Source organism: Hydrobacter penzbergensis (assembly GCF_900106985.1).
Taxonomy (GTDB): Bacteria; Bacteroidota; Bacteroidia; order Chitinophagales; family Chitinophagaceae; genus Sediminibacterium; species Sediminibacterium magnilacihabitans.
Genome location: NZ_FNNO01000008.1, coordinates 40411 through 54708 on the forward strand (window position 1 = coordinate 40411; position 14298 = coordinate 54708).

The following is a 14298-nucleotide window of genomic DNA, read 5'->3' on the forward strand; positions in this document are numbered from 1 at the left end:
ATCAAGTTAGGAATGAGTCGTTCTCTATTCGAATTACAGGGCATACATCAAAGAAATGAACGAATTATTTTGCTTACGACTCCTGATGTATTGACGCACAGTTTGGCGGATGCGGATCGAACGGCACTTGATCTGCGCAAAGTGATTCGTCTTTGGGACATTGTAATGGACTACCATAAAGGTCAGATTCCCGCAGCTAAGGCGGAAGAATTGTTCGCGAAGGTGGCAGCGAAGAAGCAGGAGACCTTCCCACGAGAAAGCGACGACAGTGAGGATAAGCTGCCCGTGCTGATCTCTCCCTTATCCGTTGTACCGATCCCCGAACATCTCAAAGCGAAAGTGGAGACCAGAAAGTTCCACCCTTTCTGGTCTCCACTTTTCTCAAAAGAGATGGAACCCTGATACCGGTTGACAATGGGTTTCCCTATATACCCAGGGAATATCTTTCTCCGCTGATTACACAAAAGGAAATGGTGGCCATCAGCAGCGACCACGGCGGACAAATGGGATGTGAACACCCGTTATCGTTTTCCCAGCGCAGGAGCTTCTACCACCTTTAACACTCCACGTCGCCAATGCTTGCCGTCAATGGTTCACCGGGAGACGGGAAAGACTACGTTAGTACAAAGTATTGTAGCCAGCGAAGTAGTAAAATTGCACATACCGCTGATATGCACCCAGTATTACCCTGGCCAGTTTTACCAGCCCCACGTCAATTATTTCGATTAAAATATCGTCTATACAAAGTAGGAGGCACTCTGGATCTTTTGAAAAATGATTGATGCAACTATTTTCGTAGATTTAGTTACTTACCTGAAGAAAGGCAACAAAATGGAGCATAAAAAATGGTTGGATTATTGGAAAAAGTGCTTGGCCGATACTTTGTACGCGGATTTAGAGTTTGTAAAAAGGATCAAGGAAAAGAAAAGGGATGTTTTTGAAATTGAACATTTTCAAATTGATCCCGCGTATGTTCATGACCTGGATAAAGTAAAGGCGTTGATGGATGAGCAAGAACGAAGGGTCAACGAAAAGCAGAGAGTGTCTGACAGAGAAAGTAAGAACTGGAAACAGATTGATAGAGTGGACGTCCTTATCGCCCCCATTAGATTTAAGGCTCCTACGGAGCATCTGGTTTATTTTAAAGACCCCAAACCGATAACGCCATTCTGGTATTATGCCACGCTCAACAGAGAAGGGGTCCTTTCTGTACCCGAGACTACTTTTCCCATTTTTCAACGCAAACATCTTTCTCCCATAGCGGACGAGAAGACTGATTTCATCTTTGCCGAACTGGAAAACATCGACTACCTGTCAACCGTTGGAAAAGAGCGCACGGAACAATACAGTGAGTATATTGATTATGTAAAAGAGATATTTCGGTCGGCTACAAAACAGAAGATTGACTTGTATCAGGCGGAAGGCTATGAAACGATTGACACCGCTGTCGTCCTGCTTCCGGATGAGGAAAAGCAGGCTGCCATTGGGATTGTTGAGCTGTACGAAAAAATATTGCGCTCTCATGGAGATCATTCACTCCTACGTGAATTGATCACCATTGAAAACAACGTGAATCAGCGGCCGGCCGAAGTCTCCGAGCTGATCAACTCAAATTCTTTTCATCTAGGCCAGATGGGGTTTGAGTTTCCGCTGTCTATATCCCAGCGAAAAAGTCTTTATACTTTCCTGAATGCTCAGAGCAAGGTATTTGCGGTGAACGGGCCGCCGGGCACGGGGAAGACGACGCTGCTGCAAAGTATCGTGGCGAACGCGGTTGTTCAGTCGGCCATTGCGGGAAAAGAACCGGCCGTCATACTGGCCTGCTCTACCAATAACCAGGCCGTTACCAATATCATGGACAGTTTTACAAAGGCTAAAACCCAAAAAGGGCTGCTGGAAGGCAGATGGCTTCCCGGCATAGAAGGTTACGCCTGCTATTTACCTGCCAGTGGCAAAGAAGAACATGAATTAAGAGGTTTAAATTATAAAAAACTGGATGGAGAAGGCTTGTTCCGCTTAATTGAAAACAGGTCATACTTGGAGGATGCCCAAAAACATTTCATCGGGCAGTCTTCCCAATACCTGGAACGGCCGGTACTTCGTATCAAAGACGCCACGACTGCTCTGCGTGAGGAACTGGTTCAGATACAGGAGACCCTTCAACTGGCAGGTCACTATTGGAATGACTATTTAGCAAATGAAGCGCTGTTTCTGAAGGATTACTTATTTGAGGGTAAGGCAACAGACAGATATTATGACGGCCCGCTATTGAGTATGCCCGCTTTACATAAAGAGCTGGCAGATTTAAAAAAGCTGGAGGAAAAAGTGGTTGAATATTTCAGAAAAGAGCCAGCAATCAGAAAGCTGTTTTGTTTTCTGGGTATCCGTTCAGCTAAAAAGAATCGCGCAGCTGAATTAACCATTATATTAAGAGATTCCTGGCTGGAATCGGGAGATCGCTTTCATTTTACCCTCAGTGGGGTACTGAACAGGATCAACCAAGACATTTCGATCGTCCATTCGTCGATCAAGTCTTTAGAGGCATGGAAGAGTTGGAAGCAGACGCATAAAATTGTTGGTGATCCTCCGAGAAGCGAAGAAGCGTACTGGGCATTTGAAAGGATGAAGATAGAAAAGAAGTTAACTGCCAATTGTTTCTATGATGAGCTGGATGTATCCCTCAGACATAAAGCGTTTCAATTGGCACTGCATTACTGGGAAGGTGAATATTTGTCTCAACTTGAGATTGACCTTATGGATCCAAAGTTTGAAAAGAAGACGGAGGAAATGATGAAAAGGAGGTGGAGACGGCAATCCATGTTAATGCCCTGCTTTGTGAGCACTTTTTTTATGGCGCCTAAATTCTTTAACTCGTATAAATTCTTAACCAAGGGAGAAAATGGGAAAAAATTATACGATGAACAGGCTTTGTTTGATTTTATCGATTTGCTTATCGTAGATGAAGCTGGCCAGGTTTCTCCTGAAGTAGGAGTTGCCACATTTGCACTCGCGAAAAAGGCTATTGTTGTAGGCGATGTCAAACAGATTGAACCTGTTTGGAACATCAATTCCAAAATCGACCTGGGCAATCTGAGAGAAAGTGGTTTGATCAAAAACTACGAGGATATGGTGTATGAAAAGAAATTTGACTCCAAAGGATTTCTCGCCTCCTCTGGCAGTATTATGAAAATGGCCCAAAACGCCTGTTATTTCAAAGAAGAGAACAATTCTGAAAAAGGCGTCATGCTGCTGGAGCACAGACGCTGTTATGATGAAATCATCCGATACTGCAATGAACTGGCTTATGAAAATAAGCTGATTCCCCTAAAAGGGAAAGCGGGACCCGATCTGCTCTTTCCTGCGATGTATTGTATCCATGTAGAAGGTAGCTCAACAGCTGCTAACAACTCCCGCTACAATGTACAAGAGGTTGAATTTATTGTCAACTGGCTGGCGAAATACCGTCAAAGCATTGAAGAGAAATATGGAAGTATTGAACAGGCCGTGGGGATCATCACGCCGTTTACCGGCCAAAAAGCCAGGTTGCAGTTTGCCTTGAAGCGGGCCGGTTTTAATACCAGTTCTATGAAAATTGGGACCGTACATGCTTTACAAGGCGCTGAAAGGCCCATCGTGCTCTTTTCGATGGTGTACGGGAAGGGAGACGTGGGAACTATGTTTTTTGATCGGCATGGAAAGCCTAACATGCTGAACGTAGCGGTTTCAAGGGCAGAAGATCACTTCATTGTATTTGCAGACACCGCGGTACTGAATAAGCATGCTCAAACGCCATCGGGGTTATTGGCTAAACGGTTGACCTATGAAAGCGAGGAGAGATAAAATTCGCAGCCGATTGGAAGACACGCGGGAAAAGTGAAAATTATTGCCTGCTACCCTTCCTACTTCACCTGATTGATAAATTCCTGGATCTGATCCGAAGCGCTGGCGGCAGTTTCGAGCGTCCTTATCTTATGGAAAGATTCACGATGGCCAAACTGAATTGGCAGGGTATCTAAACAAGGATCTTTTCCAGTTCCTGCTTCCATTTGAGGAACCCGTTGAGATCGGCCTGATAGTCGTGTTCAATAAAATAAAAATCGGGCTCTTTTATGCGGCGATAAATCATACGATTATTCTTGCGAAGTGTGAGGATGAGTGAATAACGGTTCTTTATGTCACTTACCCCAGCAGGAAGTTTCCAAATGTAAGTTGCTTCAGAAGTGGTATAGGTTTCCCAAATCAGGTATACATTTTCATTCACACGAACCAGAAATACAAAGGATAGCGGCTTCCCCGTGATCGACAGTTTCTGCAAATCAATAGACTGCCGGGCGGAGAGGTAGCGCAGGTGGTTATAGTGTTTTGTTTTTGATTCCTTAACCAGATATTCAAATACATATTCAGGAGTGATCACATCATCACTTAGCGGTTCGACAACATCCGCGATCGGGTAAATTTCGTTTGCAAGGTTTCCTAAAATATGTTCTTCGACCCAGCCTTCGTTGATCTGCACCAAAATGCTTTCGTTCAAATGCAGCAGTTCACAGCTGTTTACCGATTTTACAGTGACCTTACCGCCAGTCATTTCAAAAGTTATGTTGCAGGGTGTCTTTCTTTTACCCAATAGCTTCCAGATATAGTTCTTTACGGCATCGAAATGCTTTTTTACCGATGGATTATTCAGCGTTACTGAAACAACTGTGACCGGGAACTTTAATTTCACGTCGAATTTGATGGTACCATCGTCAAAAATAGCGTCACGAATATCAAAGGTGAGATCCTCGCTAAAAGTGACCGGGCCAGGGGGCTGGCGGGACGGGACTGGTTGGTAAACTGGCGGTGTTGGCGGCGAAGGTGGCGGTGTCGTATAAGCGGGCTGGGTATATTGTGTATCACTCTGCTGGAGGCCGTAAAAGCCACGCTGTTGGATTGCAATCCTGCGGATATCCAGCGGCTGTAGGAGCGAGGTATTGTCCGCAAAACTGAGCTTATATGCCGATTGAGGGGCCTTGCCATCGGCTTTTAAGTGCAAAATCCTTTCTTGTTCATCAAAGCCGGTTATTCGGTAGAGTTGGCCGGCTACAAAACCTGATACAGAACTGATGGGTAAGGACAGACCCCAGCCGAAGAAAATCTGGTCTTCCTGGCGTTCCAAGACGATTACCCTATTTGTTAGTTTCGGTTCCATACCCTTTAAAGATAGTTCTTACAGCAATCTCATGAAAATCGGCTTTCAATGGTAAAAAATTCTGCGACACAAAAATGTCTATTCTCAGCTCAAAATAGAAAGCCGCGTCAATTATTGTATTGCAGCTTCGTGAGCTATATGATTTAAGCAAAAAATTAGGAAACTGAGGCTTGAATTAATTCGAGTATTTTCTTAAGTTGTCGAATGATATTTCCCATTCTGCTTTTTATCAATCCACTTGCCATAGAGGGATGGACGCCAGATAAAAGCCGTAGTAACTCCTGGTAGGACTCTTTGTACTTTGTTGAACTTGTGAGGTCGAAGAACCTGATATGGTCGACCAATATTTCCAGAAAATGTTGATTGGCAATTGGGCTTTCTGATAATACGTTAAGTATGTCAGCTTCAGTTGCGTGCTGGAAGGGAATTACATCTCTGAACGTGTTCTTAAAGGCATCTGAATCTTCCAAAATAATTTCTAAATACCGATTTTTATTCTTGGCATTTAGTTCCGAACGAAGTTCTTCTATTTTAGCATTAATTATCTTCATTAGATCAGGATCAGCCTTCTGTTTTTCTTGTTCCCGCTGTTTGCTCTGAAACTCAAATTGTGGAAGAAAAGATGGGTCGATATGCTTCCGACTTGCAACCGAGCATCCTGCCAGCATTTTTTGTTTGATCTGGCTTATATCCGCATCTATAAGTTCTTGATCTATTAGCAATCCGGCTAAATCTAACAGAAAGGGGTAATCTGTAAAAAAGTAATTGCCGGCCTCAGCAAATTGCATAAATTCTGCATAATGTCTTTTTAATTCCTCATCTGTTTTCAGGTTGAAATTATACTGGAGGGCGTTAAGTGCTTCTTTCTGCGGAGAGCTTGAACCATCTCTTTGTTGGACAAACTCTTTAAAATCGGATATTTCCTTTATGAAACTTTCGCTTTGGAAATCCCCCGATAGAACCAAGGAGTATGCCGAGGGGAAAAAATAATACTCTTTGTTCTCCCAGATTGAGTATTTCTGATAAAAATCAAATTCATACGAGTCCTGCTCTTCCGATTTTTGTTTTTTTGTCTCCGATGGATCGATTGAACTCCTGCGTGTTTTTAAGGAAAGAAGTATTGCATAATCTGTTTGCAGTAACTTGTCTAAGTTTTTCCAATCAAGATAGTCGTTAGTAATGAGCTTGCCGGATTTGAACTCAAAAGAAATTAGAAATGTAAATAGAAATAAACTTTTTGCAAGCTCTTCATTTTCTTCATTCTCTATAGTGGGATAAGCATTGAATAGTCTCTTCAGGCAATGAAGCGAAAATATTAGTGTTCTTAAATTTTGTTGTCTGTATTTGTCAAGGATATTTTTAATATAAGATTCCTGTGCAAGAAGCAACTTGTAAAAGGATGCATCTGCGTTATAAACTTTGAAAATATCGGCTATTGGAACGATGGCCTGGTCAAATTGCAGCGTTCTAAATATCAGCTTCTCTTTGATCTTAAAATAGGGGAGGCTCGGCTCTATCTCTGCTTCATTACCAATGATTACGACTTTTATGTTTTTTCGTTCAACGAAATTAGTATTGATATATCCTAAGATGTTTTCCTGGATTTTGTTCCTTTCAAAGTCATCGAAGCAAATAACGTTATAACTAAAATTGTCTACCTCTTCAGTAATAAATTTTACCACCGATTGATACAATTTCTCTTTGTTCATAGCTTGAGCCGTCAGTTTGACGGTCCCGAGCGCTTTTGATTTAATGAGCGAACCAATTGTAGAGGAAGGTAATTTTTCAAGAGTTAATTGTGTCATGAGTTCCTCAATATCATCAATTCCGTTGAGCGATACATACAGACACTTAAAATTCCTTTGCTTGTTTGGAACAGCTATTGCTTCAATTTTGGGTACAATTTGGTTCCTCCAATAATGACTTTTGCCAATTCCCCATGGCCCGTTGATCATGATAGCACCACTAATGTCCACGGAGCTGACATAGTCTGTAATGATGTTGGTGATGTTCATTCTTGGTTGCAAGTTTGGTTTATTTGATCATCTTAGTACACAAAAAAAGCCCTCGTGGGCTGTTCTACTTTTGTGTACCATGGTTGCTACTTTAACTTGTGACAGCACAAGTTAAAGTAAAAAGCACTTTTTTCCATCATCTTCGCTGCTCCTGATACCTTTTCATCACCATGACTTTTGGAATTATAGTGCCAAAAGTCATGGTGATGAAGTTACCCATTTTTTTGTAAAAAATGGGCGATGCTATCCATATCTTGTCCACAGGCGCTGCAGGAGTTAATGGAGACAACATTTTATTTAAAACCCTGCTAAATTAAAACGTATTGTAATTATTCAATGTGTATTTGTTGGTGTTACTGTTCCGGCTGGGCTCGTTCAATGATGAGGTAATTAAATTTGTTAGGTTTTTTGCTATTTTCCTAACAAGACAATTATCTTTGTTAGGTTTTTAGTAAAAAAGCTAACAAATGACCAGTGTACAAACCCAGGTAAAAGACCTTATTAAAGGAAAAACAGGGCAGCTCGTTTTTCCGGATGAATTTCTGCAACTAGGAAGTGCAGAAGCGGTGCATATGGCATTGTCCAGACTGGCGCAGGAAAAAGTGATCACACGCCTGGGTAAAGGCATTTATATAAAACCTAAAAATGACCCTATTATCGGACAAGTTGTACCATCACTGGAAGAGATTGCCCGCGCAATCGCGGAGAAAGAAAATGTAACCATTCGCCCGACCGGAGCGTACGCATTAAATCGGCTCGGGTTGTCCACGCAGGTACCTATGAAGGTGGTTTTTTTAACAAATGGCAACTCCCGGTCCATCAGGATCGGCCGGGGAACATTAACGTTCAAAAAAACAACTCCTAAAAAGCTGTCGGCTAAAAATGAAAAGGTATTCCTGGTCATACAGGCATTACAGGAACTGGGCGAATCTAATGTCACCGATGAGGTATTATCAAGACTGTTACAGATATTAGAAAACGTGTCCACGGCTGAAATCCGGGCAGACGCTAAGTACGCACCTCAGTTCATCACACGAATGCTTTACCAGTTAGCAGATAAACTCGACAACCAATGATTCAATTCCTACAGTTCACAGAAGAGAATAGGCGGCAGTTGATTGCTCAAGTCAGCACCATTACCGATGGCATGCGTGTCCAAGCTATAGAAAAGGACTGGTGGGTTACCCTGGTACTGAAGGCCCTATTCTCGCTGCCGATGCGCGAGCATTTTATATTTAAGGGAGGTACTTCACTTAGTAAAGGATGGCAGTTGATCGACCGGTTCTCAGAAGACATAGACATCGCTTTATCTCCTAAAGCCTTTGGCCGTGAATATCGACCAGCCCCCAGCCATAGCTATGTAAAGACACTCAAGCGTGAGGGCTGCACTTATACAAGTTCTGTTATAAAAGATGCGCTGCATAAGAGTCTTATTGAAATGGGCGTCCCATCAAATATGATAACAGTGGAGGCAGAGGCCGTCCGTGATGATATGCGAGACAAAGATCCACAAACCTTATATGTACGATTCTTGTCATTATATGAGCCCAGCGGCTATATCGTTGAACCTGTAAAAATCGAATTTGGGGTCAGGGCGTTGAGAGAACCATTCTCAACTGTTAAGATTCAATCTATTCTCGGACGTGAAACATTAAGTCCCACCTATTCTGAAGAAAGTTTCGAAGTGCCTGCGGTAGAGCCGCGCAAAACCTTCATGGAAAAAATGATGCTCCTGCACGAAAAATATCTTTTGGGAATAAAACCGGATGCAGGAGAGCGCCAGTCCCGGCATCTTTATGATTTGTTCAGTCTGTCGCGCAAGGGAATAGCGGACCAGGTATTGGATGATGAGGAGCTGTACAGTGCTCTGCAAACGCACAGACAGCATTATGTAAGACTAAAAGGCATTGACTATTCGACGATGCATTTGACAGGACTCGCCTTTATTCCACCTTTCGAACTGCTAGAGCAATTCCGCAGGGACTACGAAAAAATGAGACCGGAAATGATCTTTGGCGATGTACCCGATTTTGATACCATGCTATCCGGGCTTCGCGAACTAAACCTGCTGTTAATCGCCAAAAAACAGAAAAGAACTGTAGATGACATTATTGCAAAAGCCATTGAGTTAATCGCCAATCAAGAAGGCCAATTTCTAGTATCTCATGTAATTTATAAGGTGGAGGCAGGTCAGCCGTTAGGGCCTTTGAATACTGCTGCGCAATTTCGGGTGGAGTTTATCCAGGAAGGGACAGAATATGTTGTTCACCGAATAATCCAAATCAGTTGAATGCAAAATCTGATTACATTGATTAATTGGCCCCGGATCGAGATGCCTAAATGCCTTTTAATACTTTACTACGAACTTCAGGTGGCAATTCTATTCTGACTATATGGGTACCAGTAACGCCAACCCCTCCTGGAAATAATTTATGCGCGCCTATTCTTTCGCTTATTATACTTTTTGTAGTTTCTGGGCTAAAGATATTAATTGAAGGGGCTATTAAATCCATCTCTTCGATTGTTCCATCAATAAGCATTTTATCAGATATCTCTTTACCTGCGAGTAAGTTCTTCTCCATCATGGACTGTAAAGTTGCCACTCCACCACGAATGCCATTTAATGGTTTGCTATATAAATGCGACGTAGCGTCGATGAACCACAGTCCTGCTCCACAAGCTTTTTCCACTCTAAAAGATGGGACGGTACTTAGCGCCTGCTCGATCAGCGATGGGAACACAACTGTGCAAATGCCGGAATTGAGTAAAGGTGAAGTATCCTCAGAGAAGATCTTATCTGTATAAATCACCCTCAAACGTCCTGCTGATTCCTCCTTTGAAATTTTTGCCCGGTATTTACTTTTAAGTTTCGATCCGTTCTCATCAACGATCAATACCACAAAATACTCCTTGATACCGAAGTCCTGAAATGCTTCAATCACTTCATATATCGCTTGCCCTGTAATAGCTGTATCTAGGAAAATAAATCCGTCGTTAGAATCGGGAGCCAAAAACTTTGTGCTAGGCAATAAATTGGAGGGGTTTAAGGTGAGTTTTTTTCCCACATATTGCACAAGGTTTTGATAGAATGTAGTGTTGGGGGAAGATATTCTGTTCAGGTAGTCTGCAACTAATTTCACCCAAAATCTTCTTATCTCTTTCGAAGCAAATCCCATGGTAGCATCCCCTCCCCAGTCAGCAGTAAACGGAACCAACCATTCCTTAAAATGATGGTGAATACTTGTGAACTTGGCGCCCTTAAGGCCTTTCTCAAGATAAATGTGGAGCGCCCTATGCCAAAATGGATAGGCTCCCCGACTGGGAATAATCACTTTGGAGAAACCCTTCTCCTTTAAATATAATAGTTGGTCACTTAGCTGGATACATGCTTTTGCGTATGAGAGAAGAGATTGATAAGTAATAATGTCTTGTAACTTCGAAGGCATTAGTGAAATTAATGCGTTATCAAATTGGCCCAGGGCAAGATTTAGGTAATAACAAAGTACCGATGCTCGATTTTGACGGAAGCTAAAATATTTCAAAACTAAGTTTGGATTTTTTCCTGTTCTTCATGAAGTACAAGGCCTGCGTTTCGAATAATTTCATCCACTCGAGAAAAAAACATGGCGTTGTCATACGGAATAAATCCAACTGTCGAATTGGGGTCGTTGTTAGTATTACTATTTAATAGGTGGGTATCCAGAATTTTAAGGAGTTCATCTAACGATTTCAACAACAATTTTTGCTTTTCTTTTTCGGGTACAAGAAGCAGGTAGAGGTTATTCCTTGAGTAAGCGAACTTTTCATAAATTGCTTTTCGCTTGTCCATGTTTACATAGCGATCCTGGAATTCGATATTGAGTAAGTTCGCCTGCGTCAATAACTCCGATACGGTTTTTCTGGTATCAGTCTTCCAATCCTGGGTGTTGTTTGCGCTGATCTGTTTGATTGCAAGGCTCGAAGTTTCTTTAATCTGCTCCCTTGTAACTTTTAACTGTTCTAGCGATTGAGTTTCTTGGCTTCGAAGCGTATCCTCAGCAGTCTGAATCTGGATACGCATTTGCCTTTTTCCTAAATATATGGTGCCACCGGTAGATATTAAGACAACAAAGAAGGCGGCAACTGAAGGGAGAAGGTCTTTCCATTTGTTGTTGTCTTTTTTCAATAGTGCAGTCAGCTTATCAAACTGTTCTATAGAGATAACGATCGAGTCCTTCCGGTTTACACCCGGCACGACCAAATCGTTCGTTATTTTTCTAAGGATAGGGACATTCTTAATTACCGCCGATTTCTCTTTTCTGTTTTGCCCGATTGTCACAGACACACAAAAAAGGGCTAGGATAGTCGTTGTGATTTGATTCTTCATTTGCAAAGTTTTTCTAGCGTGGTTTCTACTTGAAAAATTCTCATTTCAAAATCATCAAATTGCGCCGTATTATAGCTAATAGGATCAGCCCAATACTTGCTTTTTTCTTCAATAGTTTCTGCAAACCTCTTAATATTTGGATTATTCACTGTTTTAATTCTTTGAGATGCCCTCTGCCAAGCATTTGAAATAATTGGAGAAGATTTGTCTTTGCCATTTGTCCGGGTTGCATTGATATGAGACTTGGTTTGTCTAACGGCGTAGGAAACTTGGTCATAAACCAACTCTTTTTCCTTTTTTGATAAGTTAGATGCTTCGTTTAGAATATCTTTCGTAATGGATAGAAAATAATTTAGCATACTCCATATTATTTGTGCGTTGCCGATACTTTGGTATTAATATCCCCCTCAACAGGTTACCGATCAGAACAAATTACAAAAAATAATAAATATGACTTAGCTTTTTTGCCTTTTGTATATTAGAAATGGCTATTTACATTTGAATTTTATACGTTAGTTGAGAAGAAAAGCAACTTTCCATTTAACTAATACGACAGCGTAATCATAAAAAAGAGGATCATAAAAATGACCTCTTTAAAAAATTAACCTGGTAGCACAATTAGCCCAAAGACTAAACAGCGGCATACCAGGAATACAGCACAGATGTAGTATTTTTTTAGATTTTTAAATAGATTTAATGGGCCTTGATTAGAGCTAAATCTTTTTTTAAATAACTCATCTGTATCGTAACTAATGGTAACTTCAATTTCAATAACGTCATGACAACAGTGGCAAATACAAACGACTCGTCCCAACCAGTTTCTGGTACGCTCATTCTCGGGCTTGGCGAAAGGCAAGAAATTACCCGGCTTTTCCAAAGCAAGTTTCTAATAAAGAATGCGACCACGCCGAGACATAATCCGCATCAATTTTCATTATTTATTGAGATGAGTCATCCAGATGGGCAATTCAGGACCTTCTCGATCATATTAGGAGACAAGGCATATTTGACTGGCGATTGTAAGACCGTTGGTCTTAATTTGCTTGAAGGAATAAACCCAATAATTAAAAATGGATATGGTCAGGTATATATCACTTTAACGATAAGTGGAAAGATGGAAAATGAGGATGATGTCGTTTGTGTGATTGTGTATGAGGCGACGTGACACAATCTCTTATACGAAAGTGACGAGGATACTTAAGGGTTCAAATTTTGAAAGCTTAACGATATAAGATATGACAATAGTTACTCATTTTTTGATCATTGCAGTCGAGCGTTACAACAGTAGAGAAATTTCACAGGTTGCATACGCTCAAGCAGATGCAGAGGAATTGGCAAAAGCGTGGCAGGGGCTCGGTTACGACAAGGATGATTTTGTCGTTTTGCTGAATAGCGCTGCAACAAAGACGACAATTGAAGCGCACCTCAAAAAGATCAGTACAAAAGCATCAAAAGATGAACGCATTGTCATATTTTTTGCGGGGCATGGTTGTGCTGTCCACGGGGACAACATGATTGTACCGGTAGATGCGGATATCAGTATGCTGAAAGATACTTGTGTATCGATCAACACAATCCTGGGATATTTAAAAAAGGCGGAAAGTGAACGAAACATTCTATTCCTGGATTGCTGCCATAGTGGATTTGAGCCAGGAGAACATATTAGAAGAATGGCTACTGACTTTCGTATAGATGATCTGGTCGTAGAATTAAAGGACGAAATTTATTGCGTTGGGTTTGCATCCTGTAAATCAAACCAGGAATCAATGGGACACCCCAAAGTGAAGCATGGTATATGGTCACATTTCCTTATTCAAGCATTATCCGGAAATGCGGAAGAAGAAACCTATGATGGTAATACCCTTGTTAGTGACAAGCTTCAATCTTATCTGCGGAAAGAAACTGCAGGCTTTGTAAAAGCAAACACGGTTACCGGTCATGCACAGACCCCGATGGCGTTTGGTAGTTACAGTGACCGTTTTGTTATCGAAGATCTTACAATGCTATTTGAAGCTCGTGAAGCAGCTATGCGCGCGGCTGCATTTAACATGACCTCCATCGAAATTCTCGATATTGAAGAAGGAGACATTAAAGACTTACCAGATTTTGTCAAAGGTCGCCATCATGTGCCGGATAAAGTGGGCAGGGCTCAGAGAGACTTTGTAAAGTCTAAAGTGGGGAACCTTGTTAAGGATGAAATTGACGAGATGTGCGAAAAAATAAAGGATACACTTGGTTATACCCGTAAGCAAATACAAGTTTCGTGTGACGAAGGCGATTCTGAAGGCTCTATCACTACGCCGGATTTTTCTTATGCCGTTGAGATTTATCAATCTGATGAGAACCCTAAAGAATATATTATCAAGCGTAGCCTTATAGATATAAGAAGCCCTACTATTATTAATGATGATAACTTCAATAGAATTTTTGACGGACAGTTTCGTCGGCTAAGCTTCACATTCGATAGACGGATTAATACAAATGAACTCATTGACCGTATAGAGAGCGGCGGAAAAGCGAAAGAAGTTAAATTGGAGTACAATCCAAATGATACTTCTCGAGTAAGGATAATATTTTCGAATTCAATTAACGAGATCGTAATTGAACCTTATTCAATCAATATTACCACGCCTAAAGCATTATCGCCAGCCCAGTTAGTAGAAGCATATAAAGAAACTAACAGGTTGTTGGATAGCAAAAAAATAAAGCTTGTGGGAGAGTCAAAATAG

At 41.4% G+C, this 14298-nt stretch carries 11 protein-coding genes; 6 read left to right on the forward strand and 5 right to left on the reverse strand.

What is annotated here, in order from left to right; genetic code table 11:
- Positions 1-12: 12 nt before the first annotated feature.
- Together BLU98_RS09860 and BLU98_RS09865 are read left to right on the forward strand one after the other, a co-directional pair.
- Positions 13-402 carry a hypothetical protein gene (locus BLU98_RS09860; RefSeq protein ID WP_092723869.1) on the forward strand — a complete coding sequence of 130 codons (390 nt, stop codon included), beginning with the start codon at positions 13-15 and terminating at the stop codon, positions 400-402.
- Positions 403-774: 372 nt separating this feature from the next.
- A complete protein-coding gene (locus BLU98_RS09865) occupies positions 775-3840 on the forward strand; it encodes an AAA domain-containing protein (RefSeq protein WP_092723870.1) in 3066 nt (1021 codons plus the stop codon).
- Between the two features lie 172 nt (positions 3841-4012).
- Here the strand turns inward: BLU98_RS09865 and BLU98_RS09870 are convergent, their stop codons facing one another.
- Together BLU98_RS09870 and BLU98_RS09875 are read right to left on the reverse strand one after the other, a co-directional pair.
- Positions 4013-5188 carry a hypothetical protein gene (locus tag BLU98_RS09870; protein ID WP_139173881.1) on the reverse strand — a complete coding sequence of 392 codons (1176 nt, stop codon included), beginning with the start codon at positions 5186-5188 and terminating at the stop codon, positions 4013-4015.
- A 155-nt stretch (positions 5189-5343) separates the two neighbouring features.
- Positions 5344-7203 carry a hypothetical protein gene (locus BLU98_RS09875; protein ID WP_092723872.1) on the reverse strand — a complete coding sequence of 620 codons (1860 nt, stop codon included), beginning with the start codon at positions 7201-7203 and terminating at the stop codon, positions 5344-5346.
- A 467-nt stretch (positions 7204-7670) separates the two neighbouring features.
- Here BLU98_RS09875 and BLU98_RS09880 point away from each other — a divergent pair, with 467 nt between their 5' ends.
- Positions 7671-8279: a DUF6088 family protein gene (locus BLU98_RS09880; RefSeq protein WP_092723873.1), complete on the forward strand. Its 609-nt coding sequence runs from the start codon at positions 7671-7673 to the stop codon at positions 8277-8279.
- Positions 8276-9493 (forward strand): nucleotidyl transferase AbiEii/AbiGii toxin family protein, encoded by a 1218-nt coding sequence (locus BLU98_RS09885; protein WP_092723874.1) that lies wholly within the window; start codon positions 8276-8278, stop codon positions 9491-9493. The genes BLU98_RS09880 and BLU98_RS09885 overlap by 4 nt, the downstream gene beginning before the upstream one ends.
- A 46-nt stretch (positions 9494-9539) precedes the next feature.
- Here BLU98_RS09885 and BLU98_RS09890 read toward each other — a convergent pair whose 3' ends face one another.
- The 3 genes from BLU98_RS09890 to BLU98_RS09900 are packed head-to-tail and all read right to left on the reverse strand — an operon-like array spanning position 9540 to position 11928.
- On the reverse strand, positions 9540-10745 hold the full coding sequence (locus BLU98_RS09890; RefSeq protein ID WP_092723875.1) for a hypothetical protein: 1206 nt from the start codon (positions 10743-10745) through the stop codon (positions 9540-9542).
- A 2-nt stretch (positions 10746-10747) separates the two neighbouring features.
- Complete coding sequence (locus tag BLU98_RS09895; RefSeq protein WP_092723876.1) at positions 10748-11569, reverse strand: hypothetical protein; 822 nt, start codon at positions 11567-11569, stop codon at positions 10748-10750.
- Positions 11566-11928 carry a hypothetical protein gene (locus BLU98_RS09900; protein ID WP_092723877.1) on the reverse strand — a complete coding sequence of 121 codons (363 nt, stop codon included), beginning with the start codon at positions 11926-11928 and terminating at the stop codon, positions 11566-11568. Before BLU98_RS09900 ends, BLU98_RS09895 begins: the two co-directional genes overlap by 4 nt.
- 419 nt (positions 11929-12347) lie before the next feature.
- On the opposite strand from BLU98_RS09900, the gene BLU98_RS09905 reads away from it, so the two are divergent.
- Complete coding sequence (locus tag BLU98_RS09905; protein ID WP_092723878.1) at positions 12348-12734, forward strand: hypothetical protein; 387 nt, start codon at positions 12348-12350, stop codon at positions 12732-12734.
- Between the two features lie 70 nt (positions 12735-12804).
- Complete coding sequence (locus BLU98_RS09910; protein WP_092723879.1) at positions 12805-14298, forward strand: caspase family protein; 1494 nt, start codon at positions 12805-12807, stop codon at positions 14296-14298.

Bases quoted from the DNA above. Each gene is read 5' to 3' on its own strand.
- BLU98_RS09885 (WP_092723874.1), top strand. From the start codon at position 8,276: ATGATTCAATTCCTACAGTTCACAGAAGAGAATAGGCGGCAGTTGATT.
- BLU98_RS09910 (WP_092723879.1), top strand. From the start codon at position 12,805: ATGACAATAGTTACTCATTTTTTGATCATTGCAGTCGAGCGTTACAAC.
- BLU98_RS09875 (WP_092723872.1), bottom strand. From the start codon at position 7,203: ATGAACATCACCAACATCATTACAGACTATGTCAGCTCCGTGGACATT.
- BLU98_RS09870 (WP_139173881.1), bottom strand. From the start codon at position 5,188: ATGGAACCGAAACTAACAAATAGGGTAATCGTCTTGGAACGCCAGGAA.
- BLU98_RS09880 (WP_092723873.1), top strand. From the start codon at position 7,671: ATGACCAGTGTACAAACCCAGGTAAAAGACCTTATTAAAGGAAAAACA.
- BLU98_RS09865 (WP_092723870.1), top strand. From the start codon at position 775: ATGATTGATGCAACTATTTTCGTAGATTTAGTTACTTACCTGAAGAAA.
- BLU98_RS09900 (WP_092723877.1), bottom strand. From the start codon at position 11,928: ATGCTAAATTATTTTCTATCCATTACGAAAGATATTCTAAACGAAGCA.
- BLU98_RS09905 (WP_092723878.1), top strand. From the start codon at position 12,348: ATGACAACAGTGGCAAATACAAACGACTCGTCCCAACCAGTTTCTGGT.
- BLU98_RS09860 (WP_092723869.1), top strand. From the start codon at position 13: ATGAGTCGTTCTCTATTCGAATTACAGGGCATACATCAAAGAAATGAA.
- BLU98_RS09895 (WP_092723876.1), bottom strand. From the start codon at position 11,569: ATGAAGAATCAAATCACAACGACTATCCTAGCCCTTTTTTGTGTGTCT.